The following is a 22,749-nucleotide window of genomic DNA, read 5'->3' as shown; positions in this document are numbered from 1 at the left end:
AAGAATTTAAAATGGACGCACAACAAATAAAACAACGATTTGGCATTATTGGCTCTTCACCCGCACTAAACAGGGCTATTGATATAGCTGCTCAAGTGGCTGTAACCGACTTATCTGTTTTAATTAGTGGAGAAAGTGGAACTGGTAAAGAGGTGATGCCACAAATTATTCATCAGTTAAGCTCAAGAAAACACAACAAATACATTGCTGTAAACTGTGGTGCAATACCAGAAGGAACTATTGATTCGGAGTTGTTTGGGCACGAAAAAGGAGCTTTTACTGGAGCGCATGATGCTCGAAAAGGTTATTTTGAGGTTGCTGATGGCGGAACCATTTTTTTAGATGAAGTTGGAGAGTTACCGCTACCTACACAAGCTCGTTTGTTAAGGGTGTTAGAGTCGGGTGAGTTTATTAAAGTAGGTTCATCGAAAGTTCAAAAAACCAATGTACGAATAGTTGCAGCTACCAATGTAAAATTGCCCGATGCTATTAGCAAAGGAAAATTTAGAGAAGATTTGTTTTACCGATTAAACACGGTGCCAATTAACTTGCCTCCGCTAAGAGAACGAAAAGAAGACATTCATTTGTTGTTTCGAAAATTCGCATCCGATTTTGCTACAAAATACCGAATGCCTTCTATTGTTTTAGAGCCAAGTGCTATTGAAACCATTACCAATTATCGTTGGCCAGGAAATATCCGACAATTAAAAAATGTAGCCGAACAAATTTCAGTAATAGAAAATGCTAGAAACATTACTACCGAAATTGTATTAAGATATTTACCTAGCAATACTACTTCTAACTTACCTGCGTTATACGATGGTGCAGATAAATCAGATTTATCGGAACGCGACATATTGTATAAAGTATTGTTTGGATTAAAAAACGACGTAATTGAGTTAAAAAAATTGGTGTTTAGCATCATCAATAGTCAAGAAGCATCATCAATTGATTCGGAAAACAAAAATTCGATTTTAAAGAGCATACAACAGTTGTATTCAAGCTCTGAAGAGTTGGTGCACAACAGAGAGGTGGAACAAGAAAAAATATATAAACCTCAAATTATAAGCAACGACAACATTACTCAGCACGAAGAAGTTATGGAAGAATCTTTATCTTTAGCAGATAAAGAAAAGGAGTTTATTATAAAAGCGCTTGAAAAATACAATGGTAAACGTAAGAATGCTGCCACAGAATTGGGTATTTCTGAACGAACCTTGTACCGTAAAATAAAAGAATACAATTTAGACAATTGAGAACATCATCGTTAAAATATACTTTACTTATTGTTGTAATAGCTGCTTTAGCTGCTTGTAAGGCAAACTACTCGTTTACAGGTGCTGCTATTGCTGACGATGTAAAGACCGTTTCAGTAAAAACATTCCAGAATTTTGCTCCGTTGGCAAACGTAAATTACAGTCAAACTTTTACCGAAGCATTAAAAGATATTTTTATATCTCAAACCAACTTAACGCTGGCTTCAAGTAATGGCGATTTACAGTTTGAAGGCTCTATTACCAATTATCAAATTACATCGGTGGCAATTCAAGGCAACGAAACAGCAGCAAAAAACCGTTTAACCATTACGGTTCATGTAAAGTTTAACAACACCAAAGACAAAAAACAAAACTTTGAAACCGATTTTACTCGATTTACCGATTACGACAGTTCGGTAAATATTTCAGGTATTGAAGATGAATTGATTAAGGAAATAAATACACAGTTAACACAAGATATTTTTAATAAATCGGTAGGAAGCTGGTAAATGCAAACAACTCATTTTATAAAATACATTGCTGATGCAAACGCAGCACGACAGGTTTCTGAAACCGAAGCAGCTTCGTTGGTTAAAGAATTTCCGTATTGCCAAAGTGGGCAATTGTTATTAGCCATACACCTCAACCAAAACAACCATTTGTTATTTGAGCAACAATTGAAAAAAAGTGCCATTTACAGTGCCGACCGTAAACGCTTGTTCGATTTAATTAACGCTGCCGTTGAAGTAGAACAAGCTCAACCTGCCGTTACAGAAACACCTGCTATAGAAACCAAGATTATTTTAGAACAATCGGAACCTATCGTAGAAATTAAAGAAACCGTTAAAGAATCTATTACTACAGAAACAACCCAACAAGCTGACGAAGAGCTAAACAAGAAAGACAAGTTGTTGGAATTGGAATACATTAACCAAGCTATTTCGAACAGTTACTCGTTGGAGTTGGAAGAGGGAAGTGAGAAGACAGAAGACAGAAGACAGAAGTGGGAAGAGGGAAGACAGAGGACAGAAGATGGAAGCAAGGAGTTTGAAGTAGAAGAATTAGATGAAAATGCTACATTTACGTTTAGCGATTGGTTGAAACATTTACCTACTTCTGCACCTCAAGGAACTCAAGAAAAAACACCAAGAAAAAATATTAACCTCGACCTGATAGACAAGTTTATACAAGAAGACCCTAAGATTAAACCTAAAAAAACCGAATTTTACTCGCCCATTAACATGGCAAGGCTAAGTGTAGTTGACGATTCTGACCTGGTGAGCGAGACGCTAGCCCTTATCCAGGTTGAGCAAGGAAACCTTGAGGCAGCTATAAAAACATATCAGAAATTAAGTTTGAAAAATCCAGAAAAAAGAACTTATTTTGCAAACCAAATTAAAATTTTAAACCAAAAAATAAAATAGATGTTTACATTAATCACCGTTTTAGTAATAATAGTATGTGCATTGTTGTTACTTATTGTTTTAATCCAAAATCCTAAAGGTGGTTTGGATTCAGCGTTTTCTACCAACAACCAAGTAATGGGTGTTAGAAAAACTGCCGATTTTTTAGAAAAAGCTACTTGGACTTTAGGTATTGCTTTAGTGGTACTGAGTATTGCTTCTGCCGCTGTTAACCCAACCAAAACTATTGACGAAGACTCAGTAAACCAATCGAAAATACAAGAACAAATTGACGAGAAAGTATTGCCAGTACAAAATGCTCCTCAAAATGTTAACGGTGCTCCGTTACCAAACGAAGAACAACCAGCTCCTGCTGAAGGACAATAAGATACAATTCGTATAATTTAAAAAGCCCAACTCAAATGAGTTGGGCTTTTTTTATATCATACTTTTCAAAAACAATATTTTGTATATTTGATTAAACTATTGCAATGCTTTAAAAAGCAATTACCAATATTTTGAAATAAAATGAATAAAAGCACCACTATACTTATACTATGTCTAATTACTTTGTTTGCTTGTAAAAAAGAGAGTAAAGAGGAGAGAGAGGCGCATGATGACAAACTAACCTTACAACGAGCCAATTATACTGGTAACGAATTACGTATTGATGGATATTACTATAGTGTTTGGAGTGGTGGATTTTATCATATGCGAGTGTTTTATAGAAATGGAACTGTTAAGCAAACAGGTTCTCCTTCTGGATCTAATATTTCGGATGCAGACAATTATATTTCAACCATTAGTACAGAAATTATGACTAAGAAATATGGTTGGGGTGTCTTTATAATTAATGGAAGTAGTATTAAACTTGAAGAATGGATGGCAGGAAGTAATAAACTAGCAGCTTATACTAGAGAAGGGACAATTTTGAATGACACAACATTCAAATTTACTCAAGTTTATAGATTAGTTAGTGGTGTTAAAACAGGTGTGTCTGCTCTAGATGAAACGTTTTATTTTAGGCAATACAGCCCAAAACCAGATAGTACCAATCAGTACATACCATAGGTAATATTTGAAACTATACCTTTCTTTTCAACTCAAAGTGTTTACCTAAATATACACGGCGTACTTGTTCGTCGTTAGCTAATTCTTCAGCAGTACCCGCTTTTAAAATACTACCTTCAAACAGTAAATAAGCTCTATCGGTAATGCTTAAGGTTTCTTGTACGTTGTGGTCGGTAATTAAAATACCTATGTTTTTTTCTTTTAGTTTCGATACTATTTGCTGTATGTCTTCCACCGCAATAGGGTCAACACCTGCAAAAGGCTCGTCTAACAATATAAAACTTGGGTTTGAGGCTAAGGCACGCGCAATTTCTGTTCGTCGTTTTTCTCCACCCGATAAATTGTGCCCTAAATTTTTACGCACATGGTTTAAGCTAAATTCATCCAACAGTTCTTCCAATCGTTCAGCTTGTTCAGCTTTGGTTAGCGGCATCATTTCTAAAATAGCCGTAATGTTATCTTCTACACTCAATTTACGAAACACCGAAACCTCTTGTGGTAAATAACCTATGCCCATTTGTGCTCTTTTATACATGGGCGAGGTGGTAATTTCTTTATCGTCTAAAAATACTTTGCCTTCGTTGGGTCTAACCAAACCAACAATCATGTAAAACGAAGTGGTTTTTCCAGCTCCATTTGGACCTAACAAACCCACAATTTCGCCTTGTTTTACATCAAAAGAAACGCCTTTTACCACTTCTCTTTTGCCATAACGTTTTCGTATATTTTCTGCTCTTAAAATCATATTATATTACAAAAATAACCATTCTGCTTTTAGGAATTTTTTAATAAAACTAAATGTCAGTTCGAGTTTTTTCTGAAAGAAAAAGTATCGAGAACACATCTATTATTTTATTGAAAATTTACATTCTCGATACATCCCGCAATTCTGCTGGACACTCGAATTGACAAATTTTTACAAACGCAGATTGGTAAAAATAATCTTTTTTTCAATTAATTTTTTTGGTTTTTAACTTACCAAATATAACATTTAACCACATAGGCAACATCGTATTTTGTTTTAAAAAGAAAATAAACTAGTGCCTCATAGTTTTTCCCGACTTGTCGGGAATACTATTGTTTTTCTCATGATTACTTAGGCAAAAAAACAACAACAAACTTCACTTTGTTTCTATGTGGTTAAATAAGAAAATTGGGTTTTATTTACTTTTTATTACCCTTTGTGAAACAAAGATGCTAAACTCGTACAATATCAACAATGGTATAGACATTAACACTTGGCTCATTACATCGGGCGGAGTAATAATTGCAGAAGCAATTAAAACCACCACAATAGCATGTTTACGGTATTTACGCATAAACTCAGGAGTAACAATGCCCACTTTAGTTAAAAAGTAAATGATTAATGGTAACTGAAAAACCAAACCACAAGCCAAGGTAACTGTTGTTACTGTCGAAATAAACGAACTCAAGCTAATTTGGTTAGCCACCGATTCACTTACTTGATAGTTTCCTAAAAAATGTACCGAAAAAGGTGAGATTAAGTAGTAACCAAACAAAATACCTATGGCAAATAAAATAGAACCTGCAAAAATTAATCGTTGTGCATATCTACGCTCCTTTTCAGCTAATGCTGGAGCAATAAAACGCCATAATTCAAAAAGTATGTAGGGAAAAGAAACAATAATACCACCAATAATCGAGACCATAATGTGCGTAGAAAACTGCCCACTCATATCAATGTTTATCAAACTAAAATTGAGGTCGCCCATACACAACAAGTCGCCTTTATCCAACCAATGAGATAAATCGCAAAATAGTTGATACGTCCAAAAATCAGCACTTTTTTGTGCTAGAATAATTTTATCAAAAACAAAAGTTGGAAAGGCAAAAATAAGAATGGTGAAAATCAAAATCACCACACTTGCTCTAACCAAATGCCACCGCAACACCTCTAGGTGCTCCAAAAACGACATTTCAGCTTTGTTTTTATTTGAATTACTCATTTAAGGTACAAATGTACTTTTTAAAAAATTAAACAATGTAGTTTTTTTTTACCACATAGACACATAGTTTCTCACTGTAAAAAGATTATAAAATCCATTTAAAGAGGTCGCAATAGTTTTCTTCCGATTTATCGGAAGAACTATGTTTTGCTAAATACAATTTAGTGTTAAAGAACTATGTTCCTATGTGGTTTCAACAATAAAACCATCGCATATTCTATTAATAAAAACTATCGTCTTTGGTTAGTTTAATATCGTTAACAAATTGCTTTATTTTTTGCTCGTCTTGTTTTTTACAAACCAACAAAATATTGTCCGATTCTACCACAATATAGTCGTCTAAACCTTGTAAAACTACCAACTTGTCTTTAGGTACATTCACAATGTTATTCGAAGAATCATACATCATAACCGTGTCACCAACAATAGCATTTTTGTTTTCGTCTTGTGGTAAATGAGTATAAATAGATCCCCAAGTTCCTAGATCTGACCAGCCAATATCTGCACTTATCACATATACATTGGTCGATTTTTCCATAATACCATAATCGATGGAAATATTTTTACAAACCGAATAAGTTTTTTGAATAAAATCAGCTTCCTGTGGTGTATTATACAAACTAGTCCCATCTTTAAATTGTTGGTTCATTTGAGGCAACAACTTATCAAAAGCATTGTTAATGCTTTTTAAACTCCAAATAAACATGCCCGAATTCCAGCAAAATTCACCACTTTCAATAAATTGTTTGGCTAAATCTAAATCTGGTTTTTCAGTAAAGGTTTTCACCTTTTTAATTTCATCGTTAATTGATGAGTGATTGCTATCGAATTGAATATAACCATAGCCAGTATCTGGTCGGCTTGGAGTAATTCCTAAAGTAACCAAACAATCATCTTTTTCGGTATAACTTAATGCTAAATTGATAACACGAACAAACTCATCTTCTTTTAAAATTAAGTGGTCGGCAGGAGCAACAACAATGTTTGCATTAGGATTTTTTAAAGCAATTTTATGGTTAGCATAGGCAATACATGGAGCGGTATTTTTTCTACTTGGCTCACAAATAATTTGTTCATCGGTGATGCCTTTTAATTGCTCATTAATCAAGTCTTTATACATGTCATTGGTAACAATGTATATGTTTTCTTCGGGGCAAATGCGTTTTAACCTTCGGTAGGTTTGTTGTATTAAGGTTTCTCCTGTACCTAAAATATCTAAAAACTGTTTAGGCTGAGATGTCCTGCTCATAGGCCAAAAGCGGCTACCAATGCCGCCTGCCATAATTACGCAGTAGTTATTCGGGTTTAACATGTTGTTATTTTAATTTAGACAATGCTGCTTTCAATTGTACAAAAAGCCCATCAATTTCTGATAAAACTGCTGTACCAACCGAAAGTCTGTACCAAGTAGAGTCAGCTGAAGAACCAAAAGCATTAAAAGGAACAATTGCAATTTTAGCTTCATCCAATAAATATGCAGTTACATCAGCTGTTGATGCTAACAATTTTCCATCAGCTGTTTTCTTTCCAACCAAGTTGAAATTTACCGTTAAATAAATAGCAGCTTCTGGTGCAATGGCATCAACTTGAAAGCCTTGATTTTTCAATTCAATCATGCCTTTGTAAAAAGCATTTAATCGTTGGTTAATTTCGCTTTTAAACGAAGTCAAGTATTTGTCAATAGCAGTATCGTTAACCAAATATTTAGCCGATGCAACTTGTTCTGCTTTTGGCGACCAAGCTCCAACATGGCTCAATATTGATTTCATTTTATCAATGATTTTTTGTGGCCCAAAAGCCCAACCAACTCTAACTCCAGTTGCAGCAAATGATTTAGAAATACCATCAATGTAAATCGTATAGTTTTTAATATCTGGACATAAAGTTACTGGGTCAACATGACGAGTTTCTCCAAAAGTTAATGTCCAGTAAATTTGATCGTACATTAAATACAAAGGTTTTCTTGATAAACCTCTTTTTTTGTTTTCTTCCAGCACCATTTCGCAAATTTCTTTTAAGCCTTCCTCTGTAAAAGTTGTTCCTGTTGGATTTAACGGCGAACAAATTGCAAGCATCGTTGCTTCGCTAATGTGCGGTTTTAAATCTGCAGCAGTAGGCATAAATTTGTTTTCAGGAGAAGTTTCAACCAAAATTTGTTGTGCTCTTGAAAGGTGTGTATAATGGTTGTTGTTCCATGATGGCACAGGAAACAACACTTTATCTTGCGGGTCGATTAAAGTTTGAAAAACAGCATATATTAACGGACGAGCACCTCCAGAAATTAAAATCTGGTTGGCATTGTATTCCAATCCTTCTCTGGTATGTAAAAAACGAGAAACTGCCTCTCTCAATTCTTGTATTCCATTTGCTGGAGGATAATTGGTTTCTTCGTTCTGATAAGCCTTGATAATTTCATTTTTTAACTCTACAGGAATTGGAAAAATTTTAGGGTTAAAGTCGCCAATGGTAAGGTTGTGAATTTTTTCGCCTTTATCCATTTTAGCTTTAACTTCTCCAGCAAGTTTAATAATTTCTGAACCGATTAAATTTTCGGCCATTTCGGAAACTTTTTGATTGATGATAGGTTCGTGTAATGAAATACTCATAGTCTTTTATTTGTTTAGTGTCGCGAAGTTAAGAAAAGCGAGTTCCTTATAAAATTTTTTAAGGTTATTATTTTTCAACAAAAGCCCAATTTTAATTTAAATTTAACATCGTTGTTAAAATTTTAATCAACAATTACTTCTGCTGCTCCGTGTATTAGGTACTTTCTTCTAGTACTATTTTCTACACAAAGAAAACGAGTTCTTTGTTTTGCTCCCTTAATAAAATTTCGTTTGTTTTTCAACGAAAACACCGCTCCATCAGGCAAATCAACCAAATGAATAGATTGTTCGGTATGAACATCGTATTTTTTTAACGCCAACGTAAGTTTAAAATCTCGAACAGAAGAAGCAGCTGGATTTTTAATGTGTTTTTGTAAAATTTGAGTCAAATCATCCGGAAAAACTTGCTTTTCAAGCAACACTTGCATCAACTCAGCAAACTGATTTTTCCATTCTGATCCATGTGGTAAAACACGTTTTTTAAATTTTTCTGCAATCAATAAATGAGCAAACTCGTGTGTGAGTGTAATTAAAAAAGCATATTGGTTTAGGTTTCGGTTTACAGATATTCGGTGTGGAAGAAAGCCTCTTCTGGCTCTAAAATCGCCTAATTTTGTACTCCTTGCTTTTGAAAAAGCTAATTTAAACTCATAATCACCAAACCATTGTAGTAACGTTGGCAAACTACTTTCTGGAACGTGCTTAATTAATAAATCATGATTCATTTACGCAAAAATTTGGTAAACGATAAAACTAGATAAATATGCCAACACCCCCATATATACCAACTGAATTAGTGGCCACTTTATCGATTTTGTTTCTCGATAAACCACCGCTAATGTAGCCATACACTGCATTGCAAACGCATAAAACAACAGTAACGACATGGTGGTTGCTTTTGAATACAATTTTTCGCCAGTTACATGGTTTTTAGCATTCATCATTTTTGTACGAATTGAAGCGGTATTATCCTCATCGCCTACACTATACAAGGTAGCCATTGTACCAACAAAAACCTCTCTTGCAGCAAACGAGGTAACCAAGGAAATTCCTATTTTCCAATCGAATCCTATAGGTTGAATCAACGGCTCAATGGTTTTTCCAATCATACCTGCATACGATGATTCTAATTTTTCGGCAGCAATTAAGGTATTGATTTCATTTTCAGTAAGAGACGTATTATTATACATCTTATTATCAGATTGAGACGTATAATCATACGTCTCTACGGTGTATTTTTTTTCTATTTGCTCAAACTTATCTCCAGGTCCATAAGAAGACAACACCCAAAGTACAATAGAAATGGCGACAATAATTTTTCCTGCATCGAACAAGAAAATTTGAACTTTGCTATAAATCGACAATCCCACATTTTTCCAGCGAGGCATTCTGTAAATGGGCATCTCCATAATAAAACTGCTCTTCTCTTTCGATTGAATGAGCTTTTTCATTACCCAAGCAGCAGCCAAAGCAGCAATAAAACCAATTAAATAAAGCCCCATCATTAACAAGCCCTGCATATTAAATATCCCCCAACTGCTTTCTTTTGGGATAACTAAACTTATCAATAAAGTGTAAACTGGAATACGTGCCGAACAACTGATTAATGGTGCTACCATTATGGTGATTAAACGCTCTTTAAAATTATTGATGGTTCGAGTACTCATTATTGCAGGCACAGCACATGCTGTACTACTCAACAATGGAATAATTGATTTTCCGTTTAACCCAAATTGTCGTAAAATCCTATCCATTAAAAAACTAACTCGCGACATGTAACCAGTATCTTCAAGTATTACAATAAACCCAAACAACATCGTAATTTGAGGCACAAACACAAAAATCCCACTCAATCCAGCTACAATACCATTCACCATTAAATCGTTAAAAATACCAGGCGGCAAGGTATTCCCTAACCACTCGCCCAAGAGTAAAAACCCATTTTCGATAAGCTCCATGGGGTATGACGACCATGAGAAAATGGCCTGAAAAATGGTAAATAATATTCCTAGAAAAATGAGGTATCCGTAAATTTTATGGGTTAAAATATTATCTATTTTCTTGGTCAGTATAGCTATTTTATCCTCTCCTTTTTGGTTTAAGCATTGCGATAAAATTTGATTGATTTTACTATACCTTAGCATGGTTTCATCAACAACACCAGACGAAGAAGTTTTTTCATCAATAAATTTAACCGAACTCGTATTACAATTAATTACCGCTTCTTTAAGCTCTTGAAGCCCTTTGCCTATTTGAGCATTGATTGGAATAACAGAAATACCAAGCAGACTAGCTAATTTTTCGATGTTTATTTCTTGCTTATTTTTTTGAAGCAAGTCCATCATATTTAACACCAGCACCACTTTTTTACCCAAATCCATTATTTGAGTTAAAAGCAACATATTCCTTTTTAAATTGGTAACATCAGCAACCACAACAATTACATCGTGCTCGGCAGCATTTAAAACTTGTTCATGCGTTACTTTTTCGTCTTCGGAGTTTGGCGAAAGACTATACGTTCCAGGCAAATCAACTACATTCACCAACTGGTTATTTACCTTAAAGGTTCCCGACTTTTTATCGACTGTAACACCAGGGAAGTTACCTACTTTCTGGCTCAATCCCGTTAAGCCATTAAAAAGCGTACTTTTTCCCGTGTTTGGGTTACCAACTAATAATACGTTCAATAGATTTTTCTCGGCAATACTCAAAATAATTAGCTTGCTTTATTGATTTCGATGTGTTTAGCGTCTTTTTTACGGATGCTTAAACAGTTACATCCAGAGGTGATAATCATGGGGTCGTGAAGCGGAGCAATACGTTCAACTTTAATTTCTTCACCTAAAATAAAACCCATGGTAAGCAGCTGCACAGCCAATTGTTCGTCGACAATGTTACAGATGGTTCCTCCTTCGTTTTCTTTAAGTTGATCTAAAGTTGTCATGTCTTGCTTATTTAGATTTAGTCTAAATAAAGCTCAAATGTAATTTTTTTTTCAGTGCCAACACATGATTAATATCAGAAAAGAAGGAAGAAAGGTGTAAAAGAAGAAAAAATTGGACTACACGTTACGGTAAGTTGGGTTTTGAGAATAGTGCCCCCACTTAGGGCAGGTATTGCATTTGCTCTTTTTACTCCCTGAACAAGCGAATAACACACTTGTTATAAATATTCCTAGTACAATATGTTTTAATTTTAGTTTCATTGAAAATCAAAGTTAAGATTTATCATTAAAAAGAATCAGTTTTACTTTATTTTATAAAAACCTTAATTCTACCCTTCTATTTTTAGCTTTACCTTCTGGTGTAGAGTTATCTTTGATAGGAATTTTACTTCCCTCTCCCCTACTTTTTATTCGCGTAGCACTAACACCTTTATCAATTAAATATTTTGATACTTGATTAGCCCTATCTATTGATAATTTAATATTCTCTGATTCGTTACCATCACTATCAGTATGCCCGATTATTTCGACTTTGAAATTTAAATTTGTTTCTAAAACAGTTACAATTTTATCTAATTCAAAATTGGAACTAGCTAGTAATTCGGTACTACCTGTTTTGAAATTTATGTTGTTTAATACTATACCTTCAGATAGGTTCGTGTTTAACTTTAAAGAAACATTATCAATAAAATAATAAACATAATTCTCAAAAGTAGGCCCAGGATCAACATTCTTTATTTTAACATCTTTGTTTTTTCTAAAATTGCCTATTACTATATATTTTTCACCTCCTCTAGCGATGTAATCTCCCGAATATTTATCCCAACCAGATTTGTTCCCAAAAAACTCTGGAGAGACAATATCAGGCTTTACTGGAATTACACCATCTGTTTTTAGTTGCAAAAATTCATTACTAAAATACACTCCAAGATTATTTATCGAAATATGCCAATTCTTAGCTAAACTTAAAAACATCTCGAAACTATATATAGATCCTTTCTTCAGGGAATCACTAAGTTCCAATTGTATATATTCTTTTAAATTATCTACCCCAATGGAATTATTAACAAAAACACCTATCCCAACAAATCCCTTACCACTCACTGGCTCACGTTTTCCATAAGAATAACGAGGATAATTATCTTCGTCACATTCATGAATAAAATCAAAAGTTCCTTGATTTGGATTGGTTACATGTAAAAGTGTCTTCGATTTTTCTAGAGTTTTTAATCCCTGTGGGCATGATGATAATTCTTCAAAATCACCATTCAAAATAAGGTTTTGAGCGTGAGCTTTAATACCAAAACTTATAACTAATATTAATAACAGTGGTCTCATTAAACGGTGAAAACTAATTGAACGCATGAAGTTATAAAAATATTTCAAAAACAGCTATACCTACTACAACTAAATGGGTGATGAAAAAATTAATAAAAATTTACTTGATGATGTTTTTTAATAAATAATTACTTTTATCGAGTAGAAATAAGAAATGATTACAGCTTTACATACCATAGGTGAATACTTTATTTTAATGAGTAGGGTTTTTAGAAAACCTGACAATTGGAGATTGTACCGCAAACAGACCCTACTAGAAATTACCACGCTAGGTTTGGGTTCGTTAGGATTAATCGCCATTATTTCTTTTTTTATGGGTGCAGTTGTTACATTGCAAACAGCATCAAATATTGATAGTCCTTTAATTCCTGATTACGCCATTGGTTTTGCAACTCGACAATCGTTTATTTTGGAACTAGCACCTACGATGATGTGCTTGATATTGGCCGGGAAAATTGGTTCTAACATTGCTTCCGAAATAGGTACAATGCGAATTACTGAACAAATTGACGCTTTAGAAATTATGGGAGTAAATTCAGCCTCTTATTTAATCTTACCCAAGATTGTTGCTGCCCTTTTAATTGTTCCTGTAATTATTGTTTACAGTATGTTTTTAGGTGTTATGGGTGGTTGGTTTGTTTCTGCCTACTCCGATTTTACTTCCATGGATAAGTACATTTTAGGTATTCGTTGGAATTTTACCTTGTTTAGCATTGTTTACGCCTTGATTAAAACCTTGTTTTTTGCCTTTATCATTACCAGTGTTCCTGCATTTTTTGGTTACTATACCAGAGGAGGCTCAATCGAAATTGGTAAAGCGAGTACCAAATCGGTTGTTTACAGCAGTATATGTATCCTTATTGTAAATTATATAATTACTGAATTGTTGTTGATATAGATGCTAGAGATTAAAAACATAAGCAAATCGTTCTACAACAAAAATGTTTTAGATAATGTTTCCGCCACTTTTAAGCAAGGCGAAATGAATCTTATTATTGGGGCTAGTGGCTCTGGAAAATCTGTACTTACTAAATGTATTGTTGGTTTACACGAGGTTGACAGTGGCACTGTAGAGTTTGATGGTAGAGAATTTACCTCAATGGATTTTATGAAACGTAAAGCAGTTCGTTCCGAAATAGGTATGTTATTTCAAGGTTCGGCGCTTTTTAACTCTCTAACAGTTGAGGAAAATATTCTCTTTCCTTTAGAGATGTATACCAAGATGACGAAAGAGGAAATGTTGGATAGGGTTAATTTTTGTCTTCAACGTGTTGATTTAAAAAATGTCAACCATCTTTTTCCTGCTGAACTAAGTGGTGGAATGCAAAAGCGTGTTGGTATTGCTCGTGCTATAGCTTTAAATCCAAAATATTTATTTTGTGATGAACCTAACTCTGGTTTAGACCCAAGAACAGGTATATTGATTGACAACCTTATTATGGAACTTACAAAAGAATACCAAATAACCACTATAGTTATTACTCACGATATGAACTCCGTTATGGAAACAGGAGAAAATATTATGTTCTTACATCAAGGTAAAAAATGGTGGGAAGGTGATAATGTAGAAATACTAAAAACCGACAATCCAGAACTGTGCGACTTTGTCTATGCCTCAAAAATTATGCAGAAATTTAAAGGATTCTAAAACAGCTGTATCGTTTGTTTCTTGGTATGGTTTTCACCATCAACTCCAACAGCAACAACAACAATGTAGTACGTTCCCTTAGGTAAAATTTGATTGTTCAAATCTCTACCATCCCAAAAACCTTCTAATGTTTTCCACTCAAAAACTAAGTTTCCTTTAGAGTCTCTGACAACTGCAGTAAACGATTTAATGTTTTCACCATCAATTTTTATTACATCGTTAATTCCATCGGCATTTGGAGAAAAAACTGTTGGTATTGTTGAAATAGAAGATTTGATATTTTGCTCAACTGTAATAACTTGTAGAGTTGTTTTTGCATTAGCATTTTTATCAATAGCCGTAAGTTTAACGGTATATTTTCCAGGAGCAGTATAGGTATGAAAGCTATTTTCTTGTCCAGAAATTTCAGACCCATCTCCAAAATCCCATGAATAAGCTACTGCATTTCCATCTACATTAAACTCAACATCTAAAGGTGCCTTACCCTTCGTTTGGCTTGCTTTAATTTTAACTGTTAAATCAATCTGTTCTGTTACTTTTTTATCAGCAACACTACCAGAAGCATTGCTATTACTAGAAACTGCAAAAGTATTGTTGTTATTTTGTGGTGTAGCAACAACATTCGATTGAGATTTATTTTCAGTTTTTACAGGTTGTTTGTCTGATTTTGTATTATTATCAGCATTAATTTGTTTTTCAACACTTTCTGCTGTGGTTTTCTCTGAATTATTTTGAACAGAAGTCTCGTTGGTATTTGTTTCAGCAACAACTTTTTCTGTAACTTCTATTGTTGGAGTTAATGCTTCTTGATTGTTCTCCTGATGGATTTCTGTAACCACCGTTGAAACTGGTGATTTAACTTCATTTTTACTGTCTGATAAATAATAAACCGATGTAGCTAAACCTGAAGCAATAACAACTCCAGCAACAATTTTAATTAAAACTGCTTTTGAAGCAGATGCTGCTAACGATGATGGATTATTTGGCAAACCATTACCTGCACTAATATGACTTTGAATATTGCTCCAAACAGATGGGTCAACATTGGCTTCAAAACCATCAAATGCATTCTTAAATACTTCTTCTATGTTATTAAAATCTTTCTTCACTGTATTATATAATCTTTTCTTCTATTATTATCTTTTGTAAATAAACTCTTGCTCTCGAATATTGTGACTTAGAGGTGTTAATCGATATGTTTAGTTCGTCTGCTATTTCTTGATGCGTGTAACCCTCAATAGCGTATAAGTTAAACACTGTTCTAAAACCTGGTGGCATTTGTTGTATAATTTTCAACAAGTCATTTGCCCCCATTTGGTCTAAAACATTTTCGTTTTCGGTAGGCAAACTAAAATCAACAGCATCTAAATCAACATTATTTTCAAATTTTTTGTTTTTTCTAATTTGATCCAATGCTGTGTTCACTAAAACCTTTCTAATCCAACCTTCTAAAGAACCTTCATTATTGAATAAATGTAGTTTTTCAAAAACCTTAACAAAACCCATTTGCAACACATCTTGAGCTTCTTCAGCATCTTTAGTATAACGCAAACAGACCCCCATCATTTTCCTTGAAAACGATTCAAATAAATATTTTTGAGCCAAAACGTCTTTTTCGAGACATTTCTTTACCAATTGCTCATCATTCATTTTCATCTACTCGGGTTTAAGATGCAATTTTTATAAAAAAGGTTGCATTATGCAGTCATAAAGTTAAACATTTCCACTTGTAGAGTTTATCTTTACGTTTTCTTAATTCAAATTTATGTCGAAATTATACATAATACCTACTCCAATTGGAAATTTAAACGACATCACCTTACGTGCGCTTGAAACATTAAAAAAGGTAGATTTTATTTTAGCTGAAGATACTCGGCAATCTTCCAAGTTGCTTAAACATTTTGAAATTGATAAAAAATTGGTGGCTTATCATCAACACAACGAACATAAAAGTATTGATAAAGTTATTGACCAACTTAAACAAGGAGCAACCATTGGTTTGGTTAGCGATGCTGGAACACCCGCTATTTCCGACCCTGGCTTTTTAATTGTACGAGCATGTATTGAAAATGATGTTGCTGTTGAATGTTTGCCTGGAGCTACCGCATTTGTTCCAGCCTTAGTAAACTCTGGTTTTCCTTGCGATAAATTTGTGTTTGAAGGCTTTTTACCACACAAAAAAGGACGACAAACTCGACTAAACCTTTTAAAGGAAGAAACCAGAACCATTATTTTTTATGAATCTACACATCGTTTATTAAAAACCTTAACGCAATTTGCGGAGTTTTTTGGCGAGGAACGACAAGTTTCTGTATCTCGAGAACTTACAAAGATGTTTGAAGAAAATGTGCGAGGAACCGTTAGAGAAGTGATTGAATATTACAAAACTAACGTTACAAAAGGCGAAATTGTAATTGTCGTTCATGGAGTCGAATAAAAGTTTCTTAACAATAACTTAATATTCGATTTTTTGAATCTTAACCTTTCAAGACTTATTTTTGAATCATGTCAAATTTAAAAGAAGTAGCAACAGTATTTTTTAAAATGGGTTGTTTTGCCTTTGGTGGGCCAGCAGCACACATTGCCATGATGGAGCAAGAAGTGGTTACCAAACGGAAATGGATGAGCAAAGACCACTTTTTAGATTTAATTGGTGTAACCAACTTGATTCCTGGTCCAAACTCTACCGAAATGACCATGCACTGCGGACACGAAAGAGCTGGTAAAATAGGTTTATTTGTTGCAGGGATTGCTTTTATTTTTCCTGCCATTGTTATTACTGCGATTTTAGCTTGGGCATATACCGAATATGGCGAATTGCCCAACATTAAACCATTTATTACAGGTATTAAACCAACTGTAATTGCAATTATTTTATCAGCTGTAATAACGTTAGGAAAAAAAGCTATAAAAAATGTAGAACTCGGCATACTTGGAGCTATCACATTAGGACTTTGCCTTGCAGGAGTGAATGAAATTATCGCCTTAATAGGTGTTGGTATTTTGGGTGGTATTTACTTTAATTTAAAAGACAACAACTCAACAAAAACCAAATTTTTATTTCCTTTCTTATTCATTCCTACCACCACCTTAGCTGTTGCAAAAATTTCATCGTTGAAAATATTTTTAATCTTTTTAAAAGTTGGAGCTGTATTGTATGGTAGTGGCTATGTGTTGTTTGCTTATTTAGATGCTGAATTGGTAACGAAAGGATTTTTAACCCAACAACAATTAATGGATGCTGTTGCAGCTGGGCAGTTTACTCCTGGACCAGTTTTATCTACAGCCACTTTTATTGGTTACCAAATGAATGGCATTTGGGGAGCATTGGCTGCAACAACTGGTATTTTCTTGCCATCGTTTTTGTTTGTTTTAATACTAAACCCCATTATTCCAAAATTGAGAGCTTCTAAATTGTTTGGCAATTTTTTAAATGCAGTAAATGCTTCATCTATAGCTGTAATTGCAGGAGTAATGATTACCATGAGCATTGAAACCATTACCAACCTCAATGCCATTATTATTTTAGCGGCTAGCTTACTCCTTACTTTTGTTGCTAAGCTAAATGTAATGTATATTATTTTGATTGGTGCTTTTTTAGGCTTTTTATTGCCTTATATTTTTTGATATAAAATTAACGCCTTTTTTATTTAATAAAACTTACAAACAAAGCATACCTAACACTTGACTTTATCAAAAAAATGCTCTACCTTCGTTTATCAACCGATTATATCGCATTAAAACGCGACATAGACAGGCGTTAGGCAACATTTGTCAAAGTATTACTAAATTAGCACTATGAGTATGATTTTTATTCAATTCCGTAAGATAGCAATTTCGATACTGTTGATGCATATTTTCTTAATATCATACAGTCAGACTGAAATTATTCAGAGTAACTGTCAATATGATTTAAATGAGATTCAATTTATTTATAATGTAGGATATATAGTTGGTGATAATGGCACCATTTTAAAATCAATTGATCAAGGGATGACTTGGTCAGATATAAGTACTAATGCTTATATTCTTACTAAAAAAAATCAAAAGGATGAACGGATTAATTTAACTTCTCTACATTTTATAAATGAGAATAAAGGGTTTATTATAGGAGAAAAAAAACTTATTAAAACTACTGATGGCGGAAAAACTTGGGCTGAGGTTAAAGACATTATAGGAGAAGATATTTATTTTCCTACTGATAATGTTGGATATATTTCCAAAGGATTAAGATTTGGAGAGAGTTATTCATATAAAACAAGTAATGGGGGTAAGTCATGGGAAAAAATTTCTTGTCCGAATGACGAAATGACATCTATCTATTTTTTTGATGAAAATATTGGTTATATGGGTGGAATTGGCGGACAAATATATATAACAGAAACAGCTGGAAGACTGTGGGAAAAATTGGATGTGGCTACTTCTCTTTATCCGATTTCAGCCATATATTTTAAAACACCTTATGAAGGCTTTGCACTTAATTCTAAAACGGGGATAGCTTCTGTTTTGGATGGAAAAAAAGGAACCACTTTGTGTTTAGACACGATAACAAAATTGAATAAATATAGAATAACATGGATTGACCAAGGAGAGTTTATGTATATATATAAAGATATAAATTTTCTAAATAACAAAATTGGTTATGCTGTTGGGGCTAGGCAGGTGTACCATAAATCAGGGGGCAGGGAACTTGGGATATTAGTTACAGGTGATGGTGGAAAGTCGTGGTTCCCTTTGTCGAATGATAAAAATGAAACTATTTTTAATTCGGTATCAAATTCTGGTATCGTAGTTGGTGAAAGAGGAACTATACTAAAGATTGATATAGATTATATTCTTAACAAGGATTATGAGATACAATTATTATTAAAAAAATGAAATTAGGTATACAAAAACTTACCATAATTAATAATTAAAAACGAAACCATGACGAGTGTATTATGTCCGAAATGTGGGTCTAACCAAATTTCAGCAAATAAGAAAGGATATAGTGGCAAGAAAGCACTAGGTGGTACGTTTCTTTTTGGTGGGATTGGACTTCTTGGCGGTACTCACGGAAGCAATAAAATTGAAATTACTTGCTTGAGTTGTAACAATAAATTTAAACCAGGAGAAGGTGCATCTTCACAAAAGGATTTTGTTAAAAAGAAGAAAAATAACTTTAATTTAAATGTAGGTTGTATTGGTATCATTGTGCTATTGGTAGTAATTGGATTGATTGTAGAAAAGTGTGAATCTAAAGAAGAAAAAGATACAATGAATTCACAAATTGAGGAATTATTGAACCCATAAGATAGTGAGGTCTGGATTGAAACCCTTATTCATATACGAAATAGGAGAGAGATGTCCCTCACTGCACAAAAGAGTTAGAAAAAACCGAAACCCAATTCCACAAGAAGAAGTGGAGTAATTAAAAATAAATGCTTTCAGAAAACTATAACTTAATTTTTAAGCAGACAATTTCTTCCTTTGCAAACAATATCAAGCAGTCAAAGGACGACACTTTAATCTCAAAAAAATATTCTTTATTTTACCCATCATTGGGCAAAAACTTTCTTATCGACAGACAACTGCTCGTTATCGGACAGGCAACAAACGGATGGAAGCCAAAATGGTTTGTAAAAGATATTCCTGCACAGACAGACAAAATCGTTACCGACAGCATTGACTATTCAAGCGAGGAGAAAGGTATATGTCCACTTGAATGGATAAATGAAAAATGGAGTGCATACAGTTTATTTCGTTCATTTTTCTGGAATGTAACTTACAAACTTGTAAAGGAAAAATACAATCGGTCTGACAAAGACTGGAATAATATTATTGCATGGAGTAACTTAATGAAAATTGCTCCGTCCGACTATGGCAATCCTAACAGCGAAGAACGACAGGCTCAAATGGAAGGTTGTGCAAAACTTTTTATACAAGAACTTGAAGACCTTAAGCCGAAAAATGTTTTAATAATTACAAATCTCGATACATGGGCTGAACCAATTTTACGACTGGCAAACATACAAATACAAGAAAAAAAAGGAAACTACATCCAAGCAATCGGACAGCACGAAAACACAAAAATAATTGTTACAAGACGACCGTTCATCGGACGACACAGACCATTTGTTGAAGAACTAAGCAAAGAATTAAACTAAGTGTGGCAGCCCCCCATCACTAGTCGTATTTTGCAACTATACTTTTATATCTCATCTATTTGAAATAGATTATCTAAATTAGCAAAACATGCAATACTATGGATAATAGATGTTTGGTAATTTATTTTTGTTGTGAATAAATAAAAACGCTGCCTAACATTCTATATATAATATGCCCTGTTGCTAGCATTTTAGCTTTGTGAAACTTAGGCAGTTTATGCCATAATTTTTGCTAGTGCTTTTTAATAGCATATTAGCGATCTGCATTCTCGCTTTGTAACTTGACAAGGTTTCGCTACTAAGTTGGTGCGATTCGGGGGATTCATCACAAAAATTATTACTTTTAAGCGTTGAACAAACTGAACGCACATTACATATAGTAGCGATAAACGAAACATCCCAAACTGTTAAAATATCATAATAAAATACTAAATTGATTTTTAGTAAGTTAGTAGTGTAAAAAATTCTCGCCATGAAATTACCATCTATTAACTACCTCTATCAACAAGCAAAAAATGCTGTTCTTCGGTTTCCATTATCACTAATCTCGTCACTAGTAGGAGTAATTATTGGAATATTTTTGATAGAAAATGAAAAAAACATCATTAATATTTTTCCTTATTTAAATGTTATTTTAACTGCCGCACTCGGCATTCCTTTGTTGTTTTGCATTGAAGTATTTGCTAAAAAATTCAATTTTAATCGTTCTAAACGAATAATTGCTAACTTTTCAGGCATTGTTATCCTTTTTTTATTGTTTCTAACACTACCAAACTCTGAAGTAACCGCAAATACTTCCATGCCTTATATTCGCTATACCATTTATAATTTAGCTGTTCACTTATTGGTTTCCTTTATTCCGTTTATAAGAACCAATACAACCAATGGATTTTGGCAATATAATCGAGTCTTATTTATTCGGTTTATTACCTCAGCCATCTATTCTGGCTTTCTTTATGTTGGTATTGCCTTAGCATTGGTTTCATTAAACTTATTGTTTGATATAAAAATTCATGATAAGCTGTATGCTGAACTCTTTATTTTTATTGGTGGTTTTTTTAATACATGGTTTTTTATTGCTGGTATGCCGCAAAATTTTGATGACTTGGAACATGACACCGTTTATCCTTTCGGATTAAAAGTGTTTACACAATACATTTTATTTCCATTATTAGCACTTTATCTAGTTATTCTTTATGGCTATGGCATAAAAATAGTCTCTATCTGGGATTGGCCTAAAGGCGTGGTATCGTATTTAATTGTATGCGTGGCAGTGCTGGGTATTTTTAACTTATTATTGATGTATCCTTACGGGAAATTAGAGGGTAACAAATGGATTAAAACCACTTCAAGGGCGTATTACTTTTTATTAATCCCATTAATTGTAATGTTGTTTATTGCAATAAGTATGCGTTTAAGCGATTATGGAATTACCATAAACCGATACATTATTTACGTACTTGGAATCTGGTTGAGTTTGGTTAGCCTCTATTTTGTGATTGGTAAAACCAACATTAAATTTATTCCAACATCACTGTTTGTAGTACTTGTATTAACTTCTTTTGGTCCATGGAGCATGTTTAATGTTAGCGAAAACAGTCAGGTAACTAGACTAAAACACTTGCTTGAAGAAACCAAATTGTTGGAAAACAATAAAATAGTAAATGAACAAATCATTAAAATTGACTCAAACTATAACCATTTATCGTTTACACCACAAAACCAATTGTTACTAAACGATTCGTTAAAAAACGAAATTAAATCCATTTTAGATTATTTAGACGACCATCATGGCTTTAACAAAATAAAAACATGGTACAGTCAAGATTTTGATAGTCAAATCGAAAATTACAACTTAAAAAAAGAACGGTGGAGCAGACTCAATGAAGCAGAAATATACATGCGAGCACTTGGACTTGATTACACCTATTACTACTCCAACAATGATTACATCTCTTACTCAACCAACAATTATGATGCAGTAATTGATGTAAAAGGTTACGATTATGAAACCAAAGTAAACTCATACCTATACAACAGTGATGTGAGCATGAAAAAATTTACACTCGACTCGAACGAATATGAATTAAAACATCAGCAAAAAAACAATTGTATTATTGTAGTTTACAAAAATAATCAGCTATTTTCTGCAATAGATTTAACTGCATTAAGAACTAACCTAATGAGTAAATACGGTAAAAATCAACAATACAATATACCTACCGAAGAACTGACAATAAAAGACTCCACAACAAATTTCAATTATAAAATAATACTCGAAAACATTGCCTTTAACTTGGAAAAAGACAGTATTAAATTAAGTTCGTTTAATGGTGTTATACTTTTTAATATAAAAGACGTGAAATAATT

At 33.4% G+C, this 22,749-nt stretch carries 23 protein-coding genes; 13 read left to right on the top strand and 10 right to left on the bottom strand.

Annotation, left to right across the window (positions count from 1 at the left end):
- The first annotated feature begins 11 nt into the window (after window positions 1-11).
- The 5 genes from H6589_08840 to H6589_08820 all read left to right on the top strand — a co-directional run bounded on the left by H6589_08840 (window position 12) and on the right by H6589_08820 (window position 3,730).
- Window positions 12-1,256 carry a sigma-54-dependent Fis family transcriptional regulator gene (locus H6589_08840; protein ID MCB9174700.1) on the top strand — a complete coding sequence of 415 codons (1,245 nt, stop codon included), beginning with the start codon at window positions 12-14 and terminating at the stop codon, window positions 1,254-1,256.
- Window positions 1,253-1,765 (top strand): LptE family protein, encoded by a 513-nt coding sequence (locus H6589_08835; protein MCB9174699.1) that lies wholly within the window; start codon window positions 1,253-1,255, stop codon window positions 1,763-1,765. Before H6589_08840 ends, H6589_08835 begins: the two co-directional genes overlap by 4 nt.
- Window positions 1,766-2,680, top strand: a complete 915-nt coding sequence (locus H6589_08830; GenBank protein ID MCB9174698.1) for a hypothetical protein — start codon at window positions 1,766-1,768, stop codon at window positions 2,678-2,680. It abuts the gene before it with no gap.
- Window positions 2,681-3,046 (top strand): preprotein translocase subunit SecG, encoded by a 366-nt coding sequence (secG, locus tag H6589_08825; protein ID MCB9174697.1) that lies wholly within the window; start codon window positions 2,681-2,683, stop codon window positions 3,044-3,046. It abuts the gene before it with no gap.
- 141 nt (window positions 3,047-3,187) lie between these two features.
- Window positions 3,188-3,730 (top strand): hypothetical protein, encoded by a 543-nt coding sequence (locus H6589_08820; protein ID MCB9174696.1) that lies wholly within the window; start codon window positions 3,188-3,190, stop codon window positions 3,728-3,730.
- Between the two features lie 13 nt (window positions 3,731-3,743).
- On the opposite strand, the gene lptB is transcribed toward H6589_08820, so the two are convergent.
- The 8 genes from lptB to H6589_08780 form a co-directional block, all read right to left on the bottom strand.
- Entirely contained in the window at window positions 3,744-4,475 is a 732-nt protein-coding gene (gene lptB / locus H6589_08815) for an LPS export ABC transporter ATP-binding protein (protein ID MCB9174695.1), read from the bottom strand.
- A gap of 415 nt (window positions 4,476-4,890) precedes the next feature.
- The gene (tatC, locus tag H6589_08810; protein ID MCB9174694.1) at window positions 4,891-5,697 is read right to left on the bottom strand and encodes a twin-arginine translocase subunit TatC; all 807 of its coding nucleotides are present in this window, start codon (window positions 5,695-5,697) and stop codon (window positions 4,891-4,893) included.
- A gap of 220 nt (window positions 5,698-5,917) precedes the next feature.
- Window positions 5,918-7,009 carry a mannose-1-phosphate guanylyltransferase gene (locus tag H6589_08805; protein ID MCB9174693.1) on the bottom strand — a complete coding sequence of 364 codons (1,092 nt, stop codon included), beginning with the start codon at window positions 7,007-7,009 and terminating at the stop codon, window positions 5,918-5,920.
- Between the two features lie 4 nt (window positions 7,010-7,013).
- Complete coding sequence (locus H6589_08800; protein MCB9174692.1) at window positions 7,014-8,255, bottom strand: aminotransferase class I/II-fold pyridoxal phosphate-dependent enzyme; 1,242 nt, start codon at window positions 8,253-8,255, stop codon at window positions 7,014-7,016.
- A 170-nt stretch (window positions 8,256-8,425) separates the two neighbouring features.
- Window positions 8,426-9,028 (bottom strand): SprT-like domain-containing protein, encoded by a 603-nt coding sequence (locus tag H6589_08795; protein MCB9174691.1) that lies wholly within the window; start codon window positions 9,026-9,028, stop codon window positions 8,426-8,428.
- Window positions 9,029-11,008, bottom strand: a complete 1,980-nt coding sequence (gene feoB / locus H6589_08790; protein MCB9174690.1) for a ferrous iron transport protein B — start codon at window positions 11,006-11,008, stop codon at window positions 9,029-9,031.
- Window positions 11,009-11,019: 11 nt separating this feature from the next.
- Complete coding sequence (locus tag H6589_08785; protein ID MCB9174689.1) at window positions 11,020-11,247, bottom strand: ferrous iron transport protein A; 228 nt, start codon at window positions 11,245-11,247, stop codon at window positions 11,020-11,022.
- 312 nt (window positions 11,248-11,559) lie between these two features.
- The gene (locus H6589_08780; protein MCB9174688.1) at window positions 11,560-12,612 is read right to left on the bottom strand and encodes an OmpA family protein; all 1,053 of its coding nucleotides are present in this window, start codon (window positions 12,610-12,612) and stop codon (window positions 11,560-11,562) included.
- Window positions 12,613-12,739: 127 nt separating this feature from the next.
- Between H6589_08780 and H6589_08775 the strand changes: the two genes are divergently transcribed.
- Together H6589_08775 and H6589_08770 are read left to right on the top strand one after the other, a co-directional pair.
- Entirely contained in the window at window positions 12,740-13,483 is a 744-nt protein-coding gene (locus H6589_08775; protein ID MCB9174687.1) for an ABC transporter permease, read from the top strand.
- The gene (locus H6589_08770) at window positions 13,484-14,233 is read left to right on the top strand and encodes an ATP-binding cassette domain-containing protein (protein ID MCB9174686.1); all 750 of its coding nucleotides are present in this window, start codon (window positions 13,484-13,486) and stop codon (window positions 14,231-14,233) included. It abuts the gene before it with no gap.
- On the opposite strand, the gene H6589_08765 is transcribed toward H6589_08770, so the two are convergent.
- Window positions 14,230-15,342 carry a gliding motility-associated C-terminal domain-containing protein gene (locus H6589_08765; GenBank protein MCB9174685.1) on the bottom strand — a complete coding sequence of 371 codons (1,113 nt, stop codon included), beginning with the start codon at window positions 15,340-15,342 and terminating at the stop codon, window positions 14,230-14,232. The two genes, H6589_08770 and H6589_08765, sit on opposite strands and share 4 nt — an antisense overlap.
- A gap of 4 nt (window positions 15,343-15,346) precedes the next feature.
- Window positions 15,347-15,883 (bottom strand): sigma-70 family RNA polymerase sigma factor, encoded by a 537-nt coding sequence (locus H6589_08760; GenBank protein ID MCB9174684.1) that lies wholly within the window; start codon window positions 15,881-15,883, stop codon window positions 15,347-15,349.
- 115 nt (window positions 15,884-15,998) lie between these two features.
- Between H6589_08760 and rsmI the strand changes: the two genes are divergently transcribed.
- The 6 genes from rsmI to H6589_08730 all read left to right on the top strand — a co-directional run bounded on the left by rsmI (window position 15,999) and on the right by H6589_08730 (window position 22,747).
- Window positions 15,999-16,670, top strand: coding sequence for a 16S rRNA (cytidine(1402)-2'-O)-methyltransferase (gene rsmI, locus H6589_08755; protein ID MCB9174683.1), 672 nt, complete (start codon window positions 15,999-16,001; stop codon window positions 16,668-16,670).
- Window positions 16,671-16,738: 68 nt separating this feature from the next.
- On the top strand, window positions 16,739-17,860 hold the full coding sequence (gene chrA / locus H6589_08750) for a chromate efflux transporter (protein MCB9174682.1): 1,122 nt from the start codon (window positions 16,739-16,741) through the stop codon (window positions 17,858-17,860).
- Between the two features lie 171 nt (window positions 17,861-18,031).
- Window positions 18,032-19,111 carry a hypothetical protein gene (locus tag H6589_08745; GenBank protein MCB9174681.1) on the top strand — a complete coding sequence of 360 codons (1,080 nt, stop codon included), beginning with the start codon at window positions 18,032-18,034 and terminating at the stop codon, window positions 19,109-19,111.
- Between the two features lie 48 nt (window positions 19,112-19,159).
- Window positions 19,160-19,525 (top strand): hypothetical protein, encoded by a 366-nt coding sequence (locus tag H6589_08740; GenBank protein MCB9174680.1) that lies wholly within the window; start codon window positions 19,160-19,162, stop codon window positions 19,523-19,525.
- A 248-nt stretch (window positions 19,526-19,773) separates the two neighbouring features.
- A complete protein-coding gene (locus H6589_08735) occupies window positions 19,774-20,379 on the top strand; it encodes a hypothetical protein (GenBank protein MCB9174679.1) in 606 nt (201 codons plus the stop codon).
- Window positions 20,380-20,851: 472 nt separating this feature from the next.
- On the top strand, window positions 20,852-22,747 hold the full coding sequence (locus tag H6589_08730) for a DUF4153 domain-containing protein (protein ID MCB9174678.1): 1,896 nt from the start codon (window positions 20,852-20,854) through the stop codon (window positions 22,745-22,747).
- The last annotated feature ends 2 nt before the right edge of the window (window positions 22,748-22,749 follow it).

The organism is Flavobacteriales bacterium (assembly GCA_020635795.1).
Lineage (GTDB): Bacteria > Bacteroidota > Bacteroidia > Flavobacteriales_E > Vicingaceae > Vicingus.
The sequence above is the reverse complement of the archived record's forward strand: the minus strand, read 5'-3'. Positions and strand labels throughout refer to the sequence as shown.

Coding starts and splice junctions, on each gene's coding strand:
- rsmI (MCB9174683.1), top strand. CDS start 15,999: ATGTCGAAATTATACATAATACCTACTCCAATTGGAAATTTAAACGAC.
- H6589_08840 (MCB9174700.1), top strand. CDS start 12: ATGGACGCACAACAAATAAAACAACGATTTGGCATTATTGGCTCTTCA.
- H6589_08780 (MCB9174688.1), bottom strand. CDS start 12,612: ATGCGTTCAATTAGTTTTCACCGTTTAATGAGACCACTGTTATTAATA.
- lptB (MCB9174695.1), bottom strand. CDS start 4,475: ATGATTTTAAGAGCAGAAAATATACGAAAACGTTATGGCAAAAGAGAA.
- H6589_08730 (MCB9174678.1), top strand. CDS start 20,852: ATGAAATTACCATCTATTAACTACCTCTATCAACAAGCAAAAAATGCT.
- H6589_08775 (MCB9174687.1), top strand. CDS start 12,740: ATGATTACAGCTTTACATACCATAGGTGAATACTTTATTTTAATGAGT.
- H6589_08785 (MCB9174689.1), bottom strand. CDS start 11,247: ATGACAACTTTAGATCAACTTAAAGAAAACGAAGGAGGAACCATCTGT.
- H6589_08795 (MCB9174691.1), bottom strand. CDS start 9,028: ATGAATCATGATTTATTAATTAAGCACGTTCCAGAAAGTAGTTTGCCA.
- chrA (MCB9174682.1), top strand. CDS start 16,739: ATGTCAAATTTAAAAGAAGTAGCAACAGTATTTTTTAAAATGGGTTGT.
- H6589_08770 (MCB9174686.1), top strand. CDS start 13,484: ATGCTAGAGATTAAAAACATAAGCAAATCGTTCTACAACAAAAATGTT.
- tatC (MCB9174694.1), bottom strand. CDS start 5,697: ATGAGTAATTCAAATAAAAACAAAGCTGAAATGTCGTTTTTGGAGCAC.
- H6589_08740 (MCB9174680.1), top strand. CDS start 19,160: ATGACGAGTGTATTATGTCCGAAATGTGGGTCTAACCAAATTTCAGCA.
- H6589_08800 (MCB9174692.1), bottom strand. CDS start 8,255: ATGGCCGAAAATTTAATCGGTTCAGAAATTATTAAACTTGCTGGAGAA.
- H6589_08760 (MCB9174684.1), bottom strand. CDS start 15,883: ATGAATGATGAGCAATTGGTAAAGAAATGTCTCGAAAAAGACGTTTTG.
- H6589_08805 (MCB9174693.1), bottom strand. CDS start 7,009: ATGTTAAACCCGAATAACTACTGCGTAATTATGGCAGGCGGCATTGGT.
- H6589_08830 (MCB9174698.1), top strand. CDS start 1,766: ATGCAAACAACTCATTTTATAAAATACATTGCTGATGCAAACGCAGCA.
- H6589_08820 (MCB9174696.1), top strand. CDS start 3,188: ATGAATAAAAGCACCACTATACTTATACTATGTCTAATTACTTTGTTT.
- secG (MCB9174697.1), top strand. CDS start 2,681: ATGTTTACATTAATCACCGTTTTAGTAATAATAGTATGTGCATTGTTG.
- H6589_08745 (MCB9174681.1), top strand. CDS start 18,032: ATGAGTATGATTTTTATTCAATTCCGTAAGATAGCAATTTCGATACTG.